This window comes from Bacillus sp. FSL K6-2841 (assembly GCF_037976435.1).
GTDB lineage: Bacteria > Bacillota > Bacilli > Bacillales > Bacillaceae > Bacillus > Bacillus pumilus.
In genome coordinates this window covers 358,469-378,672 of record NZ_CP150266.1, presented here as the reverse complement: position 1 = coordinate 378,672, position 20,204 = coordinate 358,469, and the positions used below count along the sequence as shown (strand labels likewise).

Here is a 20,204-nt window from a genome sequence, read left to right as displayed (position 1 = left end):
GAACCAAGTCTATTTCATTAAAATAGACAGAATACGGAAAGAAGCCCACCCCGAATAAAACGGAGGGACTCCCATTTTGATTCGGTAACCTGCCGACCATAGTAAAAAAACAACTTTCACCTTAGGACATGGCTTTGCGTCTCTACGTTTCCATAGATTTGCCTTTTTCTTCTTTTCTTTTTAAATATTTTCTATTTACGTCCACTTTATATGAAATTATTGTTTTTTTCACCGAAAAATGGGTGTAAAGATTCATGCGTTATACCGAATGAATCACATAATAATTTACGATATTTACCGAAAATAACTAATAATAGTTGCGTTCAACCGAAAATAATCGACTAAATACCGCAAAAATTTCATGTTTTTCCTTAAATTTTGTAAATATGACCGAAAATGTAGGATAGAGGTCTCCTTTCATCCTCCGCAATTTCTTAAATCTTAAGAACTATATTCCCTAAAAAATTGAAAATATTTACCGTAAAAACAACACAAAAAGAGCTGCCATTTCAAATGACAGCTCCCTTGTTTCTTCATTATATTTACATCACCTTAGACAGGCCAATTGTTTTTTCAATAATGAGCAACGCAATGATAGAAATGATAATAAATATGACAGATATCGCATTGACACTCGGATCAAAGGTTTGCTCAATGTAATTAAACGTCCTGACGGGAATTGTAATCGTTTGGGGAGAGGAAACGAACAAACTGATCGATATTTCCCCAAATGACGTCACGGCTGAAAATACCCCGCCTGCAATAATTCCTGGCTTTATCAAAGGCAGCGTCACTCGAAAGAATGTGCGAATAGGTCCTGCGCCAAGATTCATTGAAGCTAACTCAAGCCGCGGGTCCAAATTCGAGACACTGACGCCTACTGTTCGAACCACATAGGGAAAGCCAATGATGACGTGACCTATGACAAGCGCCCACAAAGATCCTGTAAACCCCATAGCCGTAAACAAATAGAGCATGGCAATCCCTAACACTACTTGAGGGATCATAAGAGGTGACAAAATGAAGGCTTGAATCGCCTCCTTTCCCTTAAAGGAAAGCCTTGCTAAAGCATATGAAGCCATCGTGCCTAAAAGAACCGTGAGAGGCGTTACGATGATTAGCAAAATCACACTGATACGCAGAGACTCCATCCATTCTGGATTCGACACGACCTCTTGAAACCAACGAACAGAGAACGAAGTCGGCGGAAATTCAGGGAAGGCATTTGGACTAAAAGCAGATAAGACGATGACAAGAACAGGTATGGTCAAAAAGAGATAAACCAATGACCCAGCAGTCCAAATCAGGATTGAAAGCAAGCGATCACCAAATGATTTTTTACGCATGCATCCTCGCCTCCCAACGCTTCAATAGATAGCTTAATAAACTGACCACGACAAGCACACAAACCAATAACGTAAAGGACATCGCTGCAGCAAGAGGCAAGTTATACACCTGCATGACTTGCTGATAAATAGACAGCGGCAGCAGCGGCTGCATTCTTCCGCCGACTAAGAGCGGAGTGATATAGCTCCCAGCTGCCAGCGAAAAGACAATAATAGCCCCAGTCACCATCCCTGGAATGGTTAGTGGAAAAGTCACATGAAAGAAGGTTCGAATTCGTCCAGCTCCTAGACTCATAGAAGCCGGTCGTAAATGACGATCCATATCGGTTAAGCTCGTCGCGATAGGCAGCACTGCAAAAGGCAGCATGACCTGAACATAAGCAATAATCACCGCATTCATATTCCACAGCATAGAGAGCGGCTTCTCAATCACATGTAAATCTAATAACATGCCATTGATCAAACCATTTTGTGAAAGAAGGACAATCCACGCAAACGTCCGAATTACAACGCTTGTCAAAAGCGGCGAGACAAGTAAGATATAGAAAAATGCCCGCAGACGTGGATGAGGTGCCTTGACGAGCACGTATGCTGCTGGGTATGCCATCACTAAACAAATCACTGTTGTCTGCAAGGCTACCCACACTGTACTTCCAATCGCCTTCACATACGCATCTGTCGTAAACACATGAATATATTGAGAAAAGCTATACGTTTGTAATGTGTTCATCATTGAATCCACGTCGCGAAAACTGAGGACGAACATCATCACAAGCGGCACTAGAAGAAATACAACAAGAAACAAACACGCTGGCAGCAGCATGAACCAATGAAATCGCTGATTCTTTTTCTTGATACGCATCACGTATGCACCTTCGAATCTAGGAAAACGATATCTTCAGGCTGCCAATTGATATGAATAGCTTCTCCAGCTTTCGGCAGCTCTGGAAATGCCGCATCAGTAGCATGAACAATCATTTCACCTCTATCGAGTCCCACCACCAAACGTAATGAGTGACCAATATAACTGACATCTGTCAGCACGCCTGATACATGGTTGGACTGAACGCCTCCCCGCTCAGAAGATATGCTGATTCTTTCTGGACGGAGCATGAGCAACTGATTTTCCTTCTTCTCTTGGTGTGCCGCTGCCTTTAACTGAACTTCCTGCCCGTTTGACTGGATTAAATGAGGAACGATAAATGCAGCACTTGCTTCATCATAGACTGCCTCAAATAGGTTCACTTGTCCGATAAATTCAGCAACAAATCGATTGTTTGGCTGTCGGTACACCTCTAAAGGCGTCCCGATCTGCTGGATTTTCCCCTCTCCTAAAATCCCAACCCGATCGGAAAGACTCAGTGCTTCCTCTTGATCATGGGTCACGAGAATGGTGGTAATTCCGACATTCCTTTGAATATTTCTAAGCTCTGTCTGCATGTTTTTCCTTAGTTTTGCATCTAGGTTGCTGAGCGGTTCATCAAGAAGAAGAACAGATGGCTGAATCGCAAGCGCTCTTGCAATCGCTACCCGCTGCTGCTGTCCACCACTTAATTGATGCGGCATACGTTTCGCAAACGCTTCTAATTGCACAAGAGACAAGCTCTCCATTACCTTCTCTTTGATTTCTGCCTTCTTTTTCTTTTGAACCTTTAACCCATACGCCACATTATCAAAGACGGTCAGATGCGGAAAGAGTGCATAGCTTTGAAAAACCATACCCGTTTTTCTTTGATAAGGTGGTAAATTCGTCACATCCTGATCACCAATATAGACGACACCTTTTGTTGGCTCTAAAAAACCTCCAATGATGTTTAATAACGTTGATTTCCCGCAGCCGCTAGGACCAAGAAGGGAGAAAAACTCCCCCTCATTCACCGTAAGACTGACATCGTTAAGAGCAATCTGCTCGCCGAAATGCTGGCTGATATGTTCTAAATGAATTCCACTCATACGATCACCTATTTTCCTCCACCTAATACTTCGTTCCATCGATTTGTCCAATTGCCCAGCTCCGAAGTTGCTGTTTCGTAATCTACCCAAGTCAGCTTGCTATAATAATTCTCTCCAACCTTGACCTTCCCCCTAATCTTGTCACCGTATTTCACATCAGAATTCGACATACCATAATAAGATTTTTCCGAGAAAGCTTCCTGAGCTTCTTTTCCACTTAAATAGTTTAATAGTTTGTAAGCCGCTTCTTCATGCTGACTTCCCTTCGTTAAAGCCCAGCTCGCAACTGCTGCAACAGCACCTTCTTTTGGATAGGAGAAACCAATATTCATACCTTCTTCTTCAAGTGCAAATGATCGTCCATCCCAATATGGAACTGCTGCGACGTCACCACGTTCTAACAAGGTTTGAATAGACCCTGGATTATCTGGAAAAGCAGCAACATGCCCTTTTAATTGCGAAAGGCTTTTAAAGGCTTTATCAATATCCTTAGGATTTGATTCTGTCCCCCCTTGAGCATGGACAAGCGCAGAGAAAAATTGTAACCCTGCTGAATAAGTTGGCGATGAAATGGCTACCTTCCCTTTTAGCTGACTGCTCCATAGGTCAGTCCAGCTGTTTGGTTCCTGCTTTACGAGGTCTTTTCTATAAGCAATCCCGAGCTGCCCCATGCTAAAGCCTGCTGCATATTGTTTCCCATCAACAGTGAGCTTCTTCTGAACAGAGCGGTAAAGTTTTTTAACATTCGGTGCTTGATCTTCATCGATAGGTGCAAGAACGTTTGCTGCAATGCCTCTTTGAATCGTATCAGGCTGTAAAATAAGTAGGTCATACGGTGGATTTTTACCATTTGACGCTTTTAATTTTGTAAACCATTCAGAATCCGCACCAGAGACTGTTTGGACTTTAATTCCCGTATCTTTTTCAAACTTTTCGAGGATCGGTTTGATATTCTTTTCCCAATCGCCTCCGTATACGCCAACGATCACAGTCTGCTGCTGTTTACCTTGATCCTGTCCATTCCCACCGCAAGCTGTCAGCAGTAGAATCAATGACAGAACACCTGCAAAAATAGTGATTAATCTTCTTTTCATGATTCATTTCCCCCTTTTTGTCCATCCATATGACGAAGTGCTTGAATAATATCTTTCTTTGTTAACGGCTCATTTCTATGACTGAAATATTGATGAACTGCATGTTTATAATGTGTACGTTCGTTAGCTGGGTAGGAGCGCAGCCGCACAGCAAGCTCGCTGCTGGCTTCATCCGTCCATACTTTCTCATAAGCTTCTCTGTGTTCTCCGACATCCCACATGATATGAGCAGGGTGATTACCCTTTTCACGAAGCTGATTCGTTTGCTCTTCATCAATCTTCCATTCATTTTGGTCTAGATACACTTTAACGCCATATTGCTGTAGCGCTCTTTCTTCACTTAATAAACCTGCTTCTACTTCATGAAGGACTTTTTCTTTCTCTCTTGCAAATGGATTTCCCCATCCGCCTCCACTTGGTGATATCAATTGCACAATATCGCCTTTTTCAAGTCGTAGAACATCTATTTTCGGCTGGTCTTGTTTTTCACCTTTTGCTGTGACCAGTTTGACCTCACCGATAGCTCCCGCTCGGCCGCCCATTAATCCCCAAGGCTGAAACTTCATCCGTTCCATACCTCGTGCGGTCACCATGGATTCAGGCTTGATCATTTCAAATTCCAAACCAATCGCATGTCCACCTCTGTTTTCTCCTGCTCCGCCTGTATTTGGCAAAAGCTCATATCGGTGAACATGAATATCAATATGCTGTTCTAAGCTCTCAATGGGTGTATTTTTCAAAAAGCCAGACGAATGATCAATACCATCTACTCCATCCGTTCCATTTTGAGCACCGCCGCCTCCGCCTAATGGTTCAACAACAGACATTTTCCTGCCACCTGTTTGATTATCAGGAACAGAGAGAACAACAATGGCAGATTGACCTGCACCTGCTGCCGGCACAGCTTCGGGTAACAGCTTACCTATGGCGCCTAGCACGACATTGAACAGCCTCATCGTAATCGAATGCCGAATACCAACAGAAGCCGGGTATTCTGGATGCACTAGCGTCCCTTTAGGTGAAATCACTTCAATCGGAAATGTGATTCCGCCATTAATCGGTATAAAGGGATCTTTACTAATAATGTAATTAATCAATCCTTGATATAGAAAGGAATGCTTCTGACCATTGGTGACAAGGTTAAAAGCTGTTTTCACTTGCGGGTCACACTCAGAAAAATCAAGCGTCAGCCGCTTTCCTTTCACCGTTAACTTGATTTTCAACCGGATCGGCACATCTGAAATCATATCGTCATCTAAATAATCAGCGAATTCACTCGTTCCGTCCGGAATGGCTTCAATGACCTTTCCTGCACGAACCTCAGCTTGTTTCAGGAGGTCCATCATTCCTTGTTTCACTTCATTTATTCCAAATTTCCCGATCATTTCTTTTAACCGAATTTCTGCTGTATTTACTGCAGCAATCATTGCATTGATATCCCCATCATTTAAATGACCAGCTCGGCTGTTGGCTCTTAAAAAAGTACGAACAACCTGATTCTCTTTTCCGCCTTCATAAATTTTCACTGGCGGTATTCTTAATCCTTCTTGATGAATATCTGTCGCTGTCGGTGAAATACTCGAGGGCACAAGTCCGCCCACATCACTTACATGAACAAAAGACCAAGCATAACTGACAATTTCACCATCTACGAAAATCGGCTTAATGATATGGACATCCGGCAGGTGAGTCGCTAAACCATCTGTCGTATAAGGGTCATTTGTGATGATAATATCTCCTGGCTGCATCGGTCCGCTCTCATCAATCGCTTTTTTAAGACTCAGCCCTAAAAAGATCGTGACACCCACTGTCTTCGGATAAACAAAGAAATCTCCAGAAGGCGTGGCTAACGCTGTCGCAAAGTCAGCTGATTCTTTAACGAAAGTCGTAAAAGACGTCCGCTCAATGACATGTCCCATGCCAGATGCAATTGCATTAAAATAACTGCGCATCATCTCAAGCTTTGCTGGATCAGTTCTCATGTAAAGCCGCCTCCCTTGAAATCACCAAGTTCCCTGATTGATCAATGCTGCCTGCCCAATTTGGCAGAATCAATGTTGTCGTATCATCCTGCTCAATGATGGCAGGTCCATTAATGACAGAACCTACTGACAAAGTATTTCTGTAATAAATAGCTGCTTCATATTCTTTTTCTTCTATAAAGATTCGCCTGAATTCATGTGGCTTCAAAGATTGTCCGCTGCTTTCATGAACAGGTGTGAAAGGCAGCGGCGGCGTCTCGCCTATAACTCGAACTCGTAAATGAGTGAACTCGATGTTCGCCTGATCATCTCTATGACCATATTGACGTTGATGTAGTTTGTGAAAGGCTTCAACGAGTTGATGGATATCTTGTTCTTGCTTCAGCCATTCAGCTGATAATGGTAATTCAATCTCAAAGGCTTGTCCTTGATAACGTGCATCTGCCAATAATAGAATGGATGTCTGTTTAATATGCTGAATGTTCTGCTGACTGAACCAATCAGTCGCTTTTCGAGAAAGCATCTCATAATCTTGTTTTAGTTGATCTATCGAGTAGTCTTGTAAGCATATCTTCTTTGACAGCACCGCATCATGAATAAAATCAGCGTTCAGGGCACCTAATGCACATAATGTTCCTGGACTTGGAGGAACGACCACGTTTTTCGCATGAATTTCTCGCGCAAGGAAATTCGCTACAACTGGTCCTGCTCCGCCAAACGCTAGTAAACTAAAATCTCTTGGGTCAAACCCTTGCTGCTCCATGACATTGCTTAATTCTGTGTACATATTGGCGACAGCTACTTGAATCAGCTGGTCAGCCGCTTCTTCTACCTTTTTGTTGAGCTGGTCAGCAATTGGCTGAAAGGCCTTTTCCGCCGCGGACCGCTGTAGTTGTAGATGTCCTCCGGCAAAACGCTCTTGATTGAGATAACCACATATGAGGAACGCGTCAGTTAAAGCGGCTTTTATTCCCTTACCATACGAAGCAGGTCCCGGCTGTGAGCCGACTGATTCTGGTCCTGCTTTGAGAAGCCCGCCCTGATCAATCCATGCAACAGAACCCCCGCCTGCCCCTATTGAATACATCGCAACAGATGGAAGAATGATAGGAAAACCTGAAAGCTGATTTGACTGAGCCATTGTAGGCTGTCCATTTTGAATAATGGAAATATCTGCACTCGTCCCCCCAACATCAAACGTGATGAGATTGGATTCGTTTGCAGAAGCTGCAATTCTTGCCGCACCAATGACACCAGCTGCCGGACCAGAAAAAAGTGTTTTAACTGGTGAAGTTGCTGCACTTTCTGCATCCATTAAACCACCATTTGATTGGGTAATGTATGGAGAAATTGGTACACCTTCTTCTTTCAAACGGCTTTTCAATGTTTGTAAATACTGTTTCACCTTTGGTTGGATGTACAAATTGACAACAGACATCACGGTACGCTCGTATTCTCTCATTTGGGGCCATAATTCAGATGAAGTAAGGACTTCTAATTGCGGATAATGGTGTTTGATATAGGCTTTTGCCTGTAATTCGTGAACTGGATTTTGATAGCTATGTAAAAAAGAAATGACAATACCTGCTAGCCCTTTAGACATGACCTGCTGGACAGCATGATCTAATTGCTGCAGATGGAGAGGTTTTTTGATCGTACCATCGTGTATCAACCTTTCAGAGATTGGATATACGTGCTTTCGTGGTATTAATGGTTCTGGCAAACGAGAATTGAAGTCATAAGGAATGGGTAGTCGTAAACGCTGTAGTGACAATATGTCTTGAAAGCCTTCCGTCACAAAAAGGGCCAAATCTGCTCCTTTTCTCTGCAACAATGTATTAAGACCGATTGTCATGCCATGTACGAGATATTGGATTTTAGATAAATCAACACCTCTGTCTTTTAGAAGTTTTAGCCCATTGATAATTCCCTGAGCTGGGTCGTCAGTCACTGTGGGTGTTTTGAGCTCAGTTAACGCCCCTGTTGCTTCATTCATCAGCGATAAGTCAGTAAATGTTCCGCCTATGTCTATACCAAGCCGATAAGAGACATCCGCCATTTGTACTTCCCTCCTACAATGTAAATAGAATGATATTTTGATAAATTACGACATTTTTTGATATTTGACTCCATATTATTAAAGCATATCGGTCTAGTCAATTTTATTTTTTTAAAATTTCTGTGTGTTAAATTCTTGAAATTAGCCCAAAAAGCAGTGATAAAGCCATTTTGATAAAGCATAATCTTTTTATGAACTGAAAAATTAAAATTTTTATGAATTTTTTTAAATGTGAAAAGCAAGAAAACGGATAAAAACCGTTTTTCGAACTTTAAAAGGCGTTTTTTCAAAACCAGGAGAAATTGGTAAGTAATTCTGCTATACTTCTGTTTACAAAATACGCAAACAAGAAAGAGAGCTAGCATCTATGAAACTTCTTAAAATCATTCTCTTGCTTTTACTGATCATCGTTGGTGTAGCAACAGGCTATATTCAGCTGGAGCAAGGTAAACAAGAGACGACGAATTCATCTTATGACAAAACGATTCACTTCCCATCAGATCGTTACCCCGAAACCGCGAAGCACATAGAAGAGGCAATTGATGAAGGCCATTCATCCGTATGTACAATTGACCGTAAACATAGCGATGAACAAAGAGAACAATCACTTCATGGCATCCCAACAAAGCGCGGATATGATCGGGACGAATGGCCGATGGCGATGTGTAAGGAAGGAGGAACAGGAGCTTCAGTCAAATACATTAGTCCTTCAGATAATAGAGGAGCAGGCTCATGGGTCGGTCATCAATTATCAGATGATCCTGACGGCACAAGAATACAATTTATCATCGATTAACGACATGACCCTTTTCTATCTAAAAAAAATTTCCTCGTAACTGCTTACAGGTATTTCAAACATTTTTTTCATGCCGATAATCCTTAAGGAGGTTTATCCTACCTTATACCTAAAGGAGTCAAAAAGCATGAAGAAAAAGGGAAAACTGAGGCTTGGTGCCAAAATTTTGCTGATCTTTTTAAGTGTCATCATTATCTTCTCAGCAATTGTTGGTTATGTGGTGAATCGTGAAATGACAGAAAACATCAAGCACATGGCCACTGAAAAAGCAAAAGGTGATTTAAAGCTAGGCTATGCCTACCTAGATGAAAAAGTAGCAGGCTCGTGGCAGATAAAAGATGGAAAGCTTTACAAAGGGAATACCCAAATCAATGATCATGATACATTGGTCGACCATTTAGCAGAATACACCGATGATACCATCACAATATTCCAAGGAAATACCCGTGTTGCAACGAATGTCATGTTAAACGGAAAACGAGCTGTCGGTACACAAGTTTCACCAGAAGTGAAGGCCACTGTATTAGATAAAGGTGAAAACTATTACGGCACAGCAAATGTTGCTGGGAAAGACTACCAAACGGCTTATATGCCAATCAAAAATGATGCAGGTGAAACGATCGGTATTTTTTATACGGGTGCCAACCAAAGCATGATTTCACAAATGCTTCAGTCATTCTACATTCAATTTTTCATTGTTCTGTTGTTAAGCTTAATCGTTGCTGTAATCATTATTTCTATTTTCACAAAGCGGATTCAAACCCGTCTCAAGCTTATGGCTTCTGCCATTAAGAGTGCAGGTGAAGGAAATTTGACCATCAATGTGACAGATACAGCAGGCGACGAACTGTCTGATTTGGCTGATCATTTCAATAAGATGCGGGAAAAATTAAATCACACCATTCTTAATGTGATGAACACATCTGAATTAGTGGCAACCTCATCTGAACAGCTGTCAGCTAGTGCAGAAGAAACAAGTGCAGCATCCGAAAAAATCACCCATAGTATTCAAGAAGTCGCTCATTCATCAGAAGAACAGTCAACTCAAATGACAACAAGTGTGCACACGATGATTCAAGTATCTAACGAGTTGGCAAACATCACGGAAAATGCAGGGCAAATGGCTTCAAGAAGTCAATTTGCACAAGAAATGGCCCTAAAAGGTGTGGAGAATATTGGGGAAGTAAACTCACAAATGACATCTATTGCACAATCAATAGAGGAAAATGGGACAGCCATTCAAGCATTAGAAACACGTTCGGCTGAAATTGATCATATTTCCCATATTATTACAGACATCGCTAACCAAACCAACCTGCTTGCTCTTAACGCAGCAATTGAAGCAGCACGAGCAGGCGAGCATGGGAAAGGATTTGCAGTTGTCGCAGACGAAGTGAGAAAGCTCGCTGAAGAATCTCAAGCCTCATCAAATATGATTTCCCATCTCATTTCTGAAATCCAAAAAGAGATGACTCATTCAACAAATGCGATCAAACGAGTAAGAGAGGAAGCGGCTCAAGGGTCTGTACTTATTTCTCATACAGAAGAATCATTTATTGATATTCAACAGTCAATGAGAGAAATGGCAGATGGCATCAAGCATTTATCTAGTGCATCACAAAAAATCGCAGCTTATACAAACGATGCGAAACAATCCTTTGCCACTATTACAGAAGTGGTTAAACTAACGAGTGAACATTCACAGCAAGTAGCCGGCTTAACAGAAGAACAATTTGCCGCAATGGAAGAAGTAACTGCTTCATCAGAAGCTCTTGCTCATTTAGCAGGAGATTTAAAAGCAATGGTTTCACAATTTCACATCTAGATTCCTCATATAGAAGCGCAAGACGGCGACAATCGTCTTGCTGCCTAACATTCTCTTCAAGATTCACTCTTTCAACCATTCACATTCCAACGAAAATCTATGTATAAAGGGGTTTTTTAAATGAATAACTTAAACCAAGCCTATTCCCTATCTATCTCCTATCATCAAATCACCGTATACAGCGGAAACAAAACACCACCTGTGATTGACTGGTCAGATGATGACATTCTTCAAGGATTCGCCATGGGAGATCACGGTGTATCCTTTGAAGGGGTCAACAACGGAAAAGCATCTGTTACTGTTACTTTAAATAGCGATATGCCCCCAGCCTCGGCTGACAGAACAGTCACAGTACCTTTTACGCATGCAAGCGATCAAGTTTATATCACAAGCGTCATGGCTCAGGTACTGTCTTTCCCTATTCCAAAGGGAGACTATCAGCTCACCTGCTATACTTCACAGCAGCCTGATCAAGACCTTTATCATATCAATTTCCAAACTGTGTAGATCACGACTGATCGTACAAATCAAGCCACTTTTCCGCAAAGTCTACCGATTCTTTCATCGGTAATAAATATGAACTGGCAAGCCCGATTTGTCCGTGATGATGAGTGCCTCCTGATTGCAGAAAGTCACGGCCGATCTGCTCAAATAGTTCTTCTCTTGTGATAATATCCTGGTATTCTTTCCATACTCTCCATCCATTTTCTAAGATGGGAGCTCCTCTTGTCATGAGGTCTTGCTGAGGGATGCGATATTCAGCCAGATGGAAAGCTGTCAGACTTTCAAAAGACGTACCAATCAGCAGCACCTGAGCCTGAAGCTCATACATGCGGGCTAGAGGCGAATGTTCTCCTAATCCAAAAGAAAGTGCGTGGTGTTTCAGAAGCTCATGTTTCTTCTTCCCCCAAGCTGTGAATGAAAAATGAGGGTGATTGCTTCTCGCCACGCCTGGGTATTTCCAAAACGTTTCTACTACCTTTCCCATTGCTGTTGGCATCGAGTAAGCTGGATCAAATGCAGGCATCGTGTCTTTGATCGATTTCCACCATGAAAAAGGAACAGGCGGATCGATCCAATCAGCGGGATCAGAAAGCTCTAACGTTTGTGCCGGCATGATCAGTGTCCCCTCTTCTGTTAAGGTTTCCATCAATGCTTGTATGAGGGCAACAGCGCCACCGTTTACCCAGCCGATAGATGATAAAGATGAGTGAACACATAAAATCATGCCTTTTTCCACACCAAGTTGAACCAAGTCTGCTTTGATTTTTTCCTTTGTCACCGGTTCAGCTTGATTTTCGATTAATTTTTTCATCGTTTCCTTATCCTCCTGCGTCTCTTCTTTTACTGATGAATGAGACGCTTAACCGCAATAGACAGTTTATAATTTGCGTAATTTGTCAGCTCCGTTAAAAACAGATCCAGTTCATCATGACTGGAGAAATGGCCTTCAGCCATATAACAGCCCTCACCACTTATTTTAAATAAATTCTTGATCTCTTCCTGTTGGTCGAGAAATGACAGAAGTGGTTCGTGATGATGACTTCGGGTATAGAGCTGCATAAATGTTTGGATGGTCTTTTGCGTTCGCCAGTCAATCGAAATGGTATATGCTTCAATCACACCCTCTTCTTCAAGCTTTAACACTCGATTTGCAACAGCTTGGCCCGTTAAATGAACTTTTTCACCTAGCGCTTTCATGGTTAATCGACTGTTTTTTGAGAGCTCTTTTAAAATATCCATATCGGTTTGGTCTAACATTGGCTCACCTCTTTCAAAAATCAAGTCCCTCTGATGAAAGACTTTCATTACCCTCTGTCACATGGAACTCTTTTAATATACTGTAAACTTAATCAGAAAAAAAGGAGGCCTTTTCATGAAAATCACGCTCATTCGGAATGCTACTTTATACCTTGAATATGGGCAGGCAACTTTCTTCATTGATCCTTTTTTAGCAGCAAAAGGAACATATCCACCGTTTCCTCATACAGCCAATCAACATTTGAACAATCCGATTGTTGATCTGCCTGTAAACATTGACTTAGACAACTTGCTACACCCAGATGCTGTCTTACTCACTCATTTGCACGTGGATCACTTTGATGACGAGGCGAAACAAAAATTAGCCCAAAACCAGCCCATTTATACGCAATCGGAGAATGACAAAAAAGACGTTGAAGAAGCCGGTTTCGAGCATGTCATTTGCATTGAAGATGAAATAGACATTTGTGGTGTTCATATTCAGCGGACAGGTGGACAGCATGGGACAGGAGAAACAGCGAAGCGGATGGGACAAGTCAGCGGTTTTGTTTTCTCTCACCCTGATGAACCTATCCTTTACATTGCAGGTGATACCATTTGGTGTGATGAACCGAAGGAGGTTGTCAATACTTGCAAGCCAGATGTCATTGTGGTCAATAGCGGAGCTGCTCAATTTTTAGAAGGCGATCCGATTACGATGACGAAGGAAGACATTTTAGAGGTTCACCATTCTCACCCAACAGCACAAATTGTCGCTTGTCACCTTGAGGCAGTGAATCACTGCTTGCTAACAAGAGCTTCTTTACAAGCTTACATTCAGGAGCATCAAGCAGAACAAGCCATTTTTGTCCCTCAAGATGGTGAAAGTCTCACCTTCTGAAAAGAATCTCAAACAATAAAAAACCGGCACCTCGCTGCCGGTTTCATCCTTATGGTCGATGGTGCTGTGGTTTTTTCAACAATGGCACAAATCCGTTGTTTTTCAAATGATTGTAATGCTCATCCATTCGCTTCGTAATATGTGTACCTTGTTCCTTTGTTAACACACCATATTGGACATATTTCTCAATCACTTCTTTTCGCTTAGAAAGAATTTGCTGCTCAAGCGTTTCAATTTGTTTTTGTTGTTCTGTCGTTAGTTTTACTTGATGCGTTACTGGACGCTTTTCCATTTGGGGTGTTTCTCCATGAGCTGTTTCCATATAAAAACCAGACAACAGCATCATCGATAATATGATCAAGTCACTTATTTTTTTCATCATGTTCTTCCCTCCTTTATACGCATTTATTTTGTACGCACTTTCCTTTTTTATACATTATTTCATCGCGCAAATTGCACATAATATTCTTACTTTTTCGCTTTTCTTCTGAAAACGTTGTCCTAACAGAAAAAGCGTGCTATGTTTTGTTTTGTATAAAAAATAGAGGAGGATTCTTAAATGAGTCGTTTTTATCATAGAAAATCGATCTGGGTAATGCTTGTTGTGTCTGCTTTCATACTTGTCTTGTCTGCTTGCAGTCAATCAGGCTCTTCACAGTCTAAAGATTCAAAGTGGGATGAGATTCAAAAGAAAGGGAAAATCGTGGTTGCTACTTCAGGCACCCTTTATCCAACGTCATATCATGATACAGCTAATGGCAAGGATCAATTGACTGGTTATGAAGTGGAAGTGGTCAAAGAAGCATTTAAACGCCTTGATGTGAAAGTAGAATTTAAAGAAATGGGCTATGATGGCATGCTGAGCGCCATTAATTCTGGTCAAGTGGATGCCGCTGCAAATGACATTGACATCACAGATGACAGAAAAGATAAGTTCGCCTTTTCAACTCCTTATAAATATTCTTATGGCACGGCGATCGTAAGAAAAGATGATTTGTCTGGCATTAAAACGTTAAAAGATTTAAAAGGAAAGAAAGCAGCTGGTGCTGCCACAACGATTTATATGGATGTCGCTCGCAAGTACGGTGCGAAGGAAGTTATTTATGATAATGCGACAAATGAGCAATACTTAAAGGATGTCGCTAACGGTCGTACAGATGTCATTCTCAATGATTATTACTTGCAGACACTAGCTCTAGCTGCATTCCCGAAATTAAATATTACGATTCACCCTGACTTAAAATACATGCCAAACGAACAAGGTTTTGTGATGAAGAAAGACAACACAGAGCTTCAAAAAGAATTAAATCGTGTCTTAAAAGAAATGAAAAAAGACGGAACCATGAAAAAGATTTCCGAAAAATTCTTTAATCATGCAGACGTTTCAAAGAAAATAGATGCTGATGTCGAAGATGTCGACATTTCGAAATAAGGAGCCGCAAGCGTGGGAGATATTCATTTAGAATATATATTTAATCCTGCACTGGCAAAGGCGTCATTTCCATTTGTCATGAAAGGCATCTGGCTGACGCTGCTCATTTCCTTTGTGAGCATGTTTTTTGGTACCATTCTTGGCTTTTTTATTGCGCTTGCCAGAATGGCGAATACGTGGATGCTTCGGCTGCCTGCACGGCTGTATATCTCATTCATGCGTGGCGTGCCCATTCTGGTGATTTTGTTTATTCTTTATTTTGGATTCCCTTATATCGGGATTGAGTTTACAGCGGTCACTGCTGCCATTATTGGATTCAGCTTCAATAGCGCTGCCTATATTGCAGAAATCAATCGGGCGGCTCTCTCCTCTGTGCCGGGCGGACAGGTAGAAGCTGCCAAGTCACTAGGTCTCAGCTATTGGCAAACGATGCGCGGTGTCATTTTGCCTCAATCCGTCCGCATCGCTCTGCCGCCACTAGCCAATGTCATGCTCGATTTAATCAAAGCCTCCTCACTGGCTGCAATGATTACTGTACCCGAGCTGTTCCAGCAAGCAAAAATCGTAGGTGGGCGCGAATTCGATTATATGACCATGTATATTTTGGTCGCCCTCATTTACTGGGGCATTTGCAGTGTAGTCTCATTGCTTCAGGACTTTTTAGAAAAACGCTATGCAAAATATCTGTAACAAAAAAGAGCAGATCCAAGCGACCTGCTCTTTTTTATATTCAGCTTTAATGTATGAACCATAACCACGCATATAACCCCAATAAAGTAAGGATCAAGGTCGGGATGGTGAGGATGATTCCAGCTTTCATGTATGCACCCCAAGAGATATGGACGCCTTTTTTCTTAAGAACATGAAGCCATAGCAATGTCGCCAATGAGCCGATAGGGGTCATTTTCGGACCAAGGTTAGAGCCGATGACATTGGCATAAATTAGTCCGTCTCTCATGACGCCTGCTGTATCTGTATGACCGATCGCAATCGCATCAATTAACACAGTAGGCAGATTGTTCATGACTGAGGACAGCACTGCGGCAAGCACACCCATAAACATCGTTCCCGCAAGCAAGCCATGCGATGCTCCTTGTTCGATCCATGCCGCCAATATTTCTGTGAGACCGACATTCTTCAGTCCATATACAACGACATACATGCCGATTGAGAAAAAGACAATGGACCATGGCGCTTCTTTTATGACGCGTTTTGTTGCCACTTGCGGACTTCTTCTGGCCAGCCACAAGAAAACAAGGGCAATACCGCCCACAATGATGGAGACCGGAATCCCAATGAGTTCCCCTGCAAAATAACCGACAAGCAGACAACCAAGCACATACCAAGACAAGCGGAACATGCGGATATCCCGGATCGCTGAAGCCGGTTCCTTCGCTTGTGACAGATCGTATGTTTTTGGGATGAGCTTTCGGTAAAACACATAAAGCACTAGCATGCTCGCTCCAAGCGACACAAGGTTTGGCACGAACATGTTTGCTGTATATTCTAGAAACCCAATATGAAAATAGTCGGCTGATACGATATTGACCAAGTTACTAATGACAAATGGCAAGGAGGTTGTATCTGCAATAAAGCCGCTCGCCATCACAAAAGGCAGGATCATCCGCTCATCCAGCTTTAACGCTCTCACTACAGACAAGACGATCGGGGTCAAAATCAGAGCCGCTCCATCATTCGCAAAAAAAGCAGCAACGACAGCGCCAAGCAATGTTAAATAAATAAACATACGGACACCGTTCCCTTTTGCGGCTTTTGCCATATGCAGTGCAGCCCATTCAAAAAAACCGATTTCATCTAAAATTAACGAAATAATAATGATGCCAATAAACGCAAATGTTGCGTTCCATACTATTTGCGTCACTTCCCACACATCGCCCAGATGAACGACACCAAAGGCAAGTGCAAGAATGGCGCCTCCACACGCTGACCATCCAATGGTTAAACGTCCTGGCTGCCAAATGACAAGGACGAGGGTCAGGATGAAAATCAAAATAGCCAAGGTGACTGCTCCCAAAGGTGGTCCTCCTTTCACTCTCTCATAAAATCCTTATCTATCATACAACGTAGCGAAGCCGTTGTATGCCATTTTTCACATGAAAACCCGCAGGTGATCACGGGCACCTGCGGATTCGATGACTATTGATCTTTTTTCATCAGCATTAATTCAATAAATAACTCACATCGCTGACTGAAGTGACTTAAATCGATTGAGGTCATCTCAAAGATTTGTTTCATTCGATAGTTTAATGTATTTTGATGAATAAACAACTGCTCTGCGGCTGGCTTTAGCTTGCAGTTATTCAACAAGTAGACTTCAAGCGTTTTTAAAAATGAGGTTTGGCTCTCACGGTCTTTTTCCTTCAAACGTAACAAATCTGGATTGAAATCATTTTTCTTTTTTTGATGGCTGTAAATCGAGTCTAAGAATCGGAAAACCCCCAGATTCTCGTAATCATATGGAATCAGCTCTTGTCCCCCCACAATTTTCACGGCCTTCACGACCTCTATCGCTTCAAATCGACTTGTGCTCATTTTCATGACATCTCGATACTCTCTCCCCATCCCAATATACAATGGAGAAGGATGGGCATGCGCTTTCGATTGCAGGTGAGCGATGACGTCAGCCGCAGTGGCTTTCGGTGAATGCCGGTCTGACAAGCTGCCCAATATCACAACAATGTCGGCTTGAACGGAGTATACGTGATTCACCTTATCTTCTAACTGCAAATACGTTCGAATGACATCCTTTACATCTTCTGCCGTCTCACTTTTGTTATCGGCAGCGTGTACGACCATGACAGTAAATACCGCTGGCAGCGGGATGCTTAAATTCTCAGCCTCCCACTTCAGTTCTTCTTCTGTATAAAAATGATCATCCATGACCTTTTTGAAAAATTCTTCAATCTTGCCTTCCTTTTTCTCCAGCTGTTTTTTATTCTTATAAATCACTTTTCCCACTTGAAAGGAAGCTTCATGCAAAAATTGCAGCTCCTCCTGCGTGAGAGAATCCTCAATGTCCTGCACCCAAATAAAGCCCACAACCTCTTGTTTGTGCTTGGCACTCACAGCCACCCGCCGATTAAACCCGAGCTCGTCATGACCGCTCACATAAAAAGGCTTTGACTCCTTGTGAAGCCGCTCGATAACCCCTGTTTTCTTTAACCAATCGACTACAGACCCCGGACATTCCTTTGAGAAAATCGTTTGCTGATTGACTGGGTCAAACTGCTGAATGCTGTAAGAATTATAAGCAAGGAGCTGACACTCTGTGCTTTCTAAAATCACAGGTTTTTTTAAATACCCGCTAATAAATGCAATTAACTTATCGACATCAAAAAATGTATGAAGCTTTTCTAATATCTCTTCCATCCCGATTGCTCCCTGATTAAGTAATACATTTATCATACTTCTTTCCGGACAGATTTGCATAGAAACAAGTCGTAGACAAGCAAAAAAAGCATGAACCCGTGTGCACAGGTTCATGCTTTTCCAACTTAAAACATTTCACTAATCGTTTTTGCCTGCATGTGTAGAGCTAGGTAATCTGGACCGCCTGCTTTTGAATCGGTTCCTGACATTTTGAATCCGCCGAATGGGTGGTATCCCACGATGGCTCCTGTGCAGTTACGGTTAAAGTAGAGGTTCCCTACATGGAACTCCTGCTTCGCACGGTTGATATGATCACGATTATTGGTAATGACAGCACCTGTCAAACCATATTCCGTGTTGTTGGCTACTTCAAGTGCCTCATCAAAGCTAGACACTTTCGAGAAGGCCAAGACAGGTCCAAAGATTTCTTCTTGCATCAAGCGAGATGTTGGCTCAAGATCTGCAAAAATGGTTGGGTGAATGAAGTATCCTTCCGAATCATCACTCGTTCCGCCAGTCACTAAGCGGCCTTCCTGTTTGCCCACCTCGATATAATCCGTGATCTTGTCAAAGGACGCTTGATCAATGACAGGTCCCATGTAGACATCCGCAGAAAGAGGGTTCGCTGTTGTTTTCGTTTCTGTGATTTCCTTCACTCGCTCGATCACTTGGTCATACAGCTTCTCGTGGACGACAGCCCGAGATCCAGCTGAACATTTCTGACCTGAAAAACCGAAGGCTGATGTGAAAATGGCATTAGCCGCTAATTCGACGTCTGCATCCTCATCTACAACCACTGTATCCTTACCGCCCATTTCAGCAATGACACGCTTTAAATGCTGCTGACCTGGCTGGACTTTTGCCGCGCGTTCAAAGATACGTGTCCCTACTTCTCTTGAACCAGTGAATGTAATCAGGCTTGTTTTCGGGTGATCGACTAAATAATCTCCAACTTCAGCTCCGCTTCCTGGTACAAAGTTCACCACACCCTTTGGAAGACCTGCTTGCTCAAGCTCTTCCACAAAACGTGCCGCAATCACAGGGGTTGCACTAGCAGGTTTTAAGACAACTGTGTTCCCTGTCACGATTGGTGCTACTGTAGTTCCTGCCATAATGGCAAACAAGAAGTTCCACGGCGGAATGACGAGTGTCACGCCAGTTGGTGTGTATACGTATTGATTGTGTTCTCCTTCGCGGCTGTTCACTGGTTTGCCTTTCGCCAGCTCCAGCATTTGACGAGCATAATATTCAAGGAAGTCGATCGCTTCTGCTGTATCTGCGTCCGCTTCATTCCAAGGCTTCCCTGCTTCTTTGACAAGAAGGGCTGAATATTCATGCTTTTTACGGCGAATGCTTGCCGCAGCACGGAAGATGACGCTGGCTCTTTCTTCTGGAGACGTATAACGCCAAGTTTCAAATGCTTTCGCCGCAGCCTGAACCGCTTGTTCTGCCTCTTCTTTTCCGGCCTTTGATACGGTTCCAACGACTTCATCCTTTTTCGCTGGATTGATCGAGACAATTTGGTCTTTCGTTTCGATTCTTTCTCCATTAATCACGAGCGGATAGGTTTGACCTAGTGATTCTGTTACCTTTGCTAATGCTTGTTCAAACGCTTTGCGGTTTTCTTCCTGGCTAAAATCCGTGAATGGTTCATGTTTGTAAGGTGTTGTCATCTTTGTCACGCTC

At 42.5% G+C, this 20,204-nt stretch carries 18 protein-coding genes and 1 riboswitch; of the genes, 6 read left to right on the top strand and 12 right to left on the bottom strand.

The window, feature by feature from the left end:
• Window positions 1-80: 80 nt before the first annotated feature.
• Window positions 81-173: riboswitch (cyclic di-GMP riboswitch) on the bottom strand.
• 369 nt (window positions 174-542) lie between these two features.
• From MHH68_RS02025 to MHH68_RS02000, 6 genes are read right to left on the bottom strand one after another with little or no spacing between them, the layout of a single operon-like run.
• Window positions 543-1,346, bottom strand: coding sequence for an ABC transporter permease (locus tag MHH68_RS02025; protein WP_061406718.1), 804 nt, complete (start codon window positions 1,344-1,346; stop codon window positions 543-545).
• Window positions 1,339-2,208 (bottom strand): ABC transporter permease, encoded by an 870-nt coding sequence (locus MHH68_RS02020; RefSeq protein WP_058015293.1) that lies wholly within the window; start codon window positions 2,206-2,208, stop codon window positions 1,339-1,341. Before MHH68_RS02020 ends, MHH68_RS02025 begins: the two co-directional genes overlap by 8 nt.
• The gene (locus MHH68_RS02015) at window positions 2,208-3,299 is read right to left on the bottom strand and encodes an ABC transporter ATP-binding protein (RefSeq protein ID WP_061406716.1); all 1,092 of its coding nucleotides are present in this window, start codon (window positions 3,297-3,299) and stop codon (window positions 2,208-2,210) included. The genes MHH68_RS02020 and MHH68_RS02015 overlap by 1 nt, the downstream gene beginning before the upstream one ends.
• An 8-nt stretch (window positions 3,300-3,307) precedes the next feature.
• Complete coding sequence (locus MHH68_RS02010; protein ID WP_169057404.1) at window positions 3,308-4,393, bottom strand: ABC transporter substrate-binding protein; 1,086 nt, start codon at window positions 4,391-4,393, stop codon at window positions 3,308-3,310.
• A complete protein-coding gene (locus MHH68_RS02005) occupies window positions 4,390-6,375 on the bottom strand; it encodes a hydantoinase B/oxoprolinase family protein (protein WP_144463108.1) in 1,986 nt (661 codons plus the stop codon). The genes MHH68_RS02010 and MHH68_RS02005 overlap by 4 nt, the downstream gene beginning before the upstream one ends.
• A complete protein-coding gene (locus MHH68_RS02000; RefSeq protein ID WP_144463110.1) occupies window positions 6,365-8,434 on the bottom strand; it encodes a hydantoinase/oxoprolinase family protein in 2,070 nt (689 codons plus the stop codon). Before MHH68_RS02000 ends, MHH68_RS02005 begins: the two co-directional genes overlap by 11 nt.
• A 367-nt stretch (window positions 8,435-8,801) precedes the next feature.
• Here MHH68_RS02000 and MHH68_RS01995 point away from each other — a divergent pair, with 367 nt between their 5' ends.
• The 3 genes from MHH68_RS01995 to MHH68_RS01985 all read left to right on the top strand — a co-directional run bounded on the left by MHH68_RS01995 (window position 8,802) and on the right by MHH68_RS01985 (window position 11,562).
• Complete coding sequence (locus MHH68_RS01995) at window positions 8,802-9,230, top strand: NucA/NucB deoxyribonuclease domain-containing protein (protein ID WP_169057407.1); 429 nt, start codon at window positions 8,802-8,804, stop codon at window positions 9,228-9,230.
• Window positions 9,231-9,357: 127 nt separating this feature from the next.
• Window positions 9,358-11,055 carry a methyl-accepting chemotaxis protein gene (locus MHH68_RS01990; protein WP_339164881.1) on the top strand — a complete coding sequence of 566 codons (1,698 nt, stop codon included), beginning with the start codon at window positions 9,358-9,360 and terminating at the stop codon, window positions 11,053-11,055.
• A gap of 120 nt (window positions 11,056-11,175) precedes the next feature.
• A complete protein-coding gene (locus MHH68_RS01985; RefSeq protein ID WP_339164879.1) occupies window positions 11,176-11,562 on the top strand; it encodes a competence protein ComJ in 387 nt (128 codons plus the stop codon).
• Between the two features lies 1 nt (window position 11,563).
• On the opposite strand, the gene MHH68_RS01980 is transcribed toward MHH68_RS01985, so the two are convergent.
• Together MHH68_RS01980 and MHH68_RS01975 are read right to left on the bottom strand one after the other, a co-directional pair.
• Window positions 11,564-12,370 carry an AAC(3) family N-acetyltransferase gene (locus MHH68_RS01980; protein ID WP_058015285.1) on the bottom strand — a complete coding sequence of 269 codons (807 nt, stop codon included), beginning with the start codon at window positions 12,368-12,370 and terminating at the stop codon, window positions 11,564-11,566.
• Between the two features lie 29 nt (window positions 12,371-12,399).
• Window positions 12,400-12,816, bottom strand: coding sequence for an Lrp/AsnC family transcriptional regulator (locus MHH68_RS01975; RefSeq protein WP_034664465.1), 417 nt, complete (start codon window positions 12,814-12,816; stop codon window positions 12,400-12,402).
• Window positions 12,817-12,931: 115 nt separating this feature from the next.
• On the opposite strand from MHH68_RS01975, the gene MHH68_RS01970 reads away from it, so the two are divergent.
• On the top strand, window positions 12,932-13,696 hold the full coding sequence (locus MHH68_RS01970; RefSeq protein ID WP_061406708.1) for an MBL fold metallo-hydrolase: 765 nt from the start codon (window positions 12,932-12,934) through the stop codon (window positions 13,694-13,696).
• 49 nt (window positions 13,697-13,745) lie between these two features.
• Here MHH68_RS01970 and MHH68_RS01965 read toward each other — a convergent pair whose 3' ends face one another.
• The gene (locus MHH68_RS01965) at window positions 13,746-14,075 is read right to left on the bottom strand and encodes a YckD family protein (protein WP_339165778.1); all 330 of its coding nucleotides are present in this window, start codon (window positions 14,073-14,075) and stop codon (window positions 13,746-13,748) included.
• 180 nt (window positions 14,076-14,255) lie between these two features.
• Here MHH68_RS01965 and MHH68_RS01960 point away from each other — a divergent pair, with 180 nt between their 5' ends.
• Entirely contained in the window at window positions 14,256-15,128 is an 873-nt protein-coding gene (locus MHH68_RS01960; RefSeq protein WP_058015282.1) for a transporter substrate-binding domain-containing protein, read from the top strand.
• Window positions 15,129-15,140: 12 nt separating this feature from the next.
• Window positions 15,141-15,818, top strand: coding sequence for an amino acid ABC transporter permease (locus tag MHH68_RS01955; protein ID WP_144463120.1), 678 nt, complete (start codon window positions 15,141-15,143; stop codon window positions 15,816-15,818).
• A 46-nt stretch (window positions 15,819-15,864) separates the two neighbouring features.
• Here the strand turns inward: MHH68_RS01955 and MHH68_RS01950 are convergent, their stop codons facing one another.
• The 3 genes from MHH68_RS01950 to pruA form a co-directional block, all read right to left on the bottom strand.
• Window positions 15,865-17,163 carry an arsenic transporter gene (locus MHH68_RS01950; RefSeq protein WP_339164876.1) on the bottom strand — a complete coding sequence of 433 codons (1,299 nt, stop codon included), beginning with the start codon at window positions 17,161-17,163 and terminating at the stop codon, window positions 15,865-15,867.
• Window positions 17,164-17,285: 122 nt separating this feature from the next.
• Complete coding sequence (locus tag MHH68_RS01945) at window positions 17,286-18,518, bottom strand: helix-turn-helix domain-containing protein (RefSeq protein WP_058015279.1); 1,233 nt, start codon at window positions 18,516-18,518, stop codon at window positions 17,286-17,288.
• Between the two features lie 125 nt (window positions 18,519-18,643).
• A complete protein-coding gene (gene pruA, locus MHH68_RS01940) occupies window positions 18,644-20,191 on the bottom strand; it encodes an L-glutamate gamma-semialdehyde dehydrogenase (RefSeq protein ID WP_058015278.1) in 1,548 nt (515 codons plus the stop codon).
• Window positions 20,192-20,204: the final 13 nt, after the last annotated feature.

Bases quoted from the DNA above. Each gene is read 5' to 3' on its own strand.
- MHH68_RS02025 (WP_061406718.1), bottom strand. From the start codon at position 1,346: ATGCGTAAAAAATCATTTGGTGATCGCTTGCTTTCAATCCTGATTTGG.
- MHH68_RS02020 (WP_058015293.1), bottom strand. From the start codon at position 2,208: ATGCGTATCAAGAAAAAGAATCAGCGATTTCATTGGTTCATGCTGCTG.
- MHH68_RS01965 (WP_339165778.1), bottom strand. From the start codon at position 14,075: ATGAAAAAAATAAGTGACTTGATCATATTATCGATGATGCTGTTGTCT.
- MHH68_RS01960 (WP_058015282.1), top strand. From the start codon at position 14,256: ATGAGTCGTTTTTATCATAGAAAATCGATCTGGGTAATGCTTGTTGTG.
- MHH68_RS01970 (WP_061406708.1), top strand. From the start codon at position 12,932: ATGAAAATCACGCTCATTCGGAATGCTACTTTATACCTTGAATATGGG.
- MHH68_RS01985 (WP_339164879.1), top strand. From the start codon at position 11,176: ATGAATAACTTAAACCAAGCCTATTCCCTATCTATCTCCTATCATCAA.
- MHH68_RS01980 (WP_058015285.1), bottom strand. From the start codon at position 12,370: ATGAAAAAATTAATCGAAAATCAAGCTGAACCGGTGACAAAGGAAAAA.
- MHH68_RS02010 (WP_169057404.1), bottom strand. From the start codon at position 4,393: ATGAAAAGAAGATTAATCACTATTTTTGCAGGTGTTCTGTCATTGATT.
- MHH68_RS01975 (WP_034664465.1), bottom strand. From the start codon at position 12,816: ATGTTAGACCAAACCGATATGGATATTTTAAAAGAGCTCTCAAAAAAC.
- pruA (WP_058015278.1), bottom strand. From the start codon at position 20,191: ATGACAACACCTTACAAACATGAACCATTCACGGATTTTAGCCAGGAA.
- MHH68_RS01945 (WP_058015279.1), bottom strand. From the start codon at position 18,518: ATGGAAGAGATATTAGAAAAGCTTCATACATTTTTTGATGTCGATAAG.
- MHH68_RS02000 (WP_144463110.1), bottom strand. From the start codon at position 8,434: ATGGCGGATGTCTCTTATCGGCTTGGTATAGACATAGGCGGAACATTT.
- MHH68_RS02005 (WP_144463108.1), bottom strand. From the start codon at position 6,375: ATGAGAACTGATCCAGCAAAGCTTGAGATGATGCGCAGTTATTTTAAT.
- MHH68_RS01995 (WP_169057407.1), top strand. From the start codon at position 8,802: ATGAAACTTCTTAAAATCATTCTCTTGCTTTTACTGATCATCGTTGGT.
- MHH68_RS02015 (WP_061406716.1), bottom strand. From the start codon at position 3,299: ATGAGTGGAATTCATTTAGAACATATCAGCCAGCATTTCGGCGAGCAG.
- MHH68_RS01990 (WP_339164881.1), top strand. From the start codon at position 9,358: ATGAAGAAAAAGGGAAAACTGAGGCTTGGTGCCAAAATTTTGCTGATC.